The 2,233-nt window shown below is 63.9% G+C and carries 1 protein-coding gene and 1 pseudogene; both read right to left on the reverse strand.

Features of this window, described 5'->3' with window-relative positions; all coding sequences use genetic code 11:
- Window positions 1-202: 202 nt before the first annotated feature.
- A pseudogene (gene iadA / locus AB5Y64_RS16375) lies at window positions 203-1,307 on the reverse strand (beta-aspartyl-peptidase).
- Between the two features lie 58 nt (window positions 1,308-1,365).
- Window positions 1,366-2,127 carry an ABC transporter substrate-binding protein gene (locus AB5Y64_RS16380; RefSeq protein WP_043156607.1) on the reverse strand — a complete coding sequence of 254 codons (762 nt, stop codon included), beginning with the start codon at window positions 2,125-2,127 and terminating at the stop codon, window positions 1,366-1,368.
- Between the last annotated feature and the right edge of the window lie 106 nt (window positions 2,128-2,233).

The following is a 2,233-nucleotide window of genomic DNA, read 5'->3' on the forward strand; positions in this document are numbered from 1 at the left end:
CAAAGTGATAAAGCGTATGGCATATGGATTTAGGGACTCAGAATACTTTTTTCTGAAAATCAAGGCGGCCTTCCCCGGAAAGCCGCGATGAACCTCATTTTTTAGCCCTGATACTACGTGGACTGGAACTCAAATTCTCTTAAGTGAACAGCATTGCGGCAGCAGTGCCGGGCTTTTCGTTTACTGACGGGCGCACACTGGCTCAGGTGCGCCACCGACCCCCACTCATCACCCGCTCGATGGCGAACGTATCAGGATCGATCAGCAGCAGATCCGCATCCTGCCCCACCCCCAGGGTACCCTTGCTCGCAAGCCCCAGCGCCCTGGCCGGATTGGCCGTCACTACCGCCAGTGCCGTCTCCAGCGCCACCCCCTTGCCGCAGGCCGCCACCACCTCCTGCCACAGGCTCCCTATCTGGCCGCAGCGCAGCTCGATGAGTCGCCCCTCGCCGTCAAAGCGCGGCAGACTGGCGTTGGCGTCCGAGCTGAAGCTGATGCGATCCACGGGCACGCCGGCCGCCAGCAACGCCACCAGGGCGTCGGCCGCGAGCCGCTCTCCGTCATCCAGCAGGTCCGGGAAGCTCGACGTGGTGAGGTCGACCCAGCCGCCTGCCCGACCCCACTCGATGGCCTCGGCAAAGAGCCAGGGGTTGCGGTTGCAGTGGGTGGGGTAGAGCTGGCGTTGCGGGATGTCGGTGCCGTCCCGCAACGNCATCCCCCAGGTGAAAGAAGCTGACGCCACTTTTACCCGACAACAGCCCGGCCACCCGCGCCTCGCTCGCCAGCCGCGCCAGCTCGTCGTGGGTGGGGGCGCTGGACCTGTGATCGCTGATGGCCACCTCCCCTACCCCCAGCACCTCGGGGATCAGCATGATGTCCGACTCCACCGTGCCGGTGAGGGTCTTGACCGGCAGGTGGTAGGAGCCGGTGTACATGAAGGCGCTCACCCCGGCGGCGCGAAACTCGCGCACCTTCCCCAGCACCTGGGCCGGGCTGCGGGTCAGGCTGTCGGTGCCGAGCGCCGCCACGAGCGTGGTAACCCCCGCCGCCAGAGCTTCCCTTGCCAAGAGCTCCGGCGTGCGAAAGCCGAAGCCTCCCTCACCGCCGCCTCCGGTGATATGGGCGAGCGGGTCCACCAGTCCGGGCACCAGATAGCGGCCGCCAGCGTCCACCCGCGTCAGTGGCCAGTCGGCCGGAACCGTCAGACCCTTGCCCATCCAGGCGATGCGGCCATCCGCCACCAGCAGATCCTGCTGGCCGAGCGGGGCCGGACTATGGATCTGCGCACCCTCGATCAGGGTCAACATGGGGTCTCTCCTTGCTGCATGAAAAAGGAGGGAGCAGGCTCCCTCCGACTGTTACCCATCAACCGCCATAGATATCGTACTTGAAGTACTTCCGGTTGATCTCCTGATACTTGCCGTTGGCGCACAGGGCCTTGATGGCGTCGTTCAGCCTGGCCCTGAGATCCTGATCCCCCTCGCGCACCGCGATCCCCATGCCGTCGCCAAACCATTGACGGTCGGTCAGGGCCGGCCCCACATAGTCGAACTTGTCGCCCCCTTCCTTGCCAAGCAACCCCTGTTCGATGGCTGAGGCGTCGGCCAGCAGGGCCAGCACCCGTCCCGCCTTCAGGTCGAGGTAGGCTTCATCGGCACTGCCGTAACGCACTATGGTGACGCTGGAGCCGAAGTTGTCGGTCAGGTACTTGTCGTGGGTGGTGGCCCGCTGCACGCCGATGCGCTTGCCCGCCATCCCTTCCGGCGTCAGCGTCAGTTCGGTGCCCCTGGCCGCCACGAAGCGGTTGGGAATGTGGGCATATTTCTCGGTGAAGTCGACCTTCTTGCGCCGCTCGTCGGTGATCGACATGGCAGCGATGATGGCGTCGTACTTGCGCGACAGCAGGGCCGGGATCATGCCGTCCCAATCCTGGGCCACCAGTTCGCACCTGACGGCCATCTGCTGGCACAGGGCGTTGGCAAGATCGATGTCAAATCCCTTGATCTCTCCGGACGCATCGGTCCATGAGAAGGGTGGATAGGCCCCCTCCACGCCAAAGCGTACCGTCTTCCACTCCTTGGCGGTGACGGGGGTGGCGAGCAGACAGGCAGCAACAAGCTTGTCCATCTTAAATGCGAACCTGATTATCCATGACCCTCAGCCAGCTTCAAGAGCCGATATGGCATCGGAGGGCTTGCCACGACTGCATGCCCCAATTCAACCAACATGCTCT

Origin of the sequence: Aeromonas sp. R5-1 (assembly GCF_040908265.1) — a bacterium.
Classification (GTDB): domain Bacteria; phylum Pseudomonadota; class Gammaproteobacteria; order Enterobacterales; family Aeromonadaceae; genus Aeromonas; species Aeromonas caviae.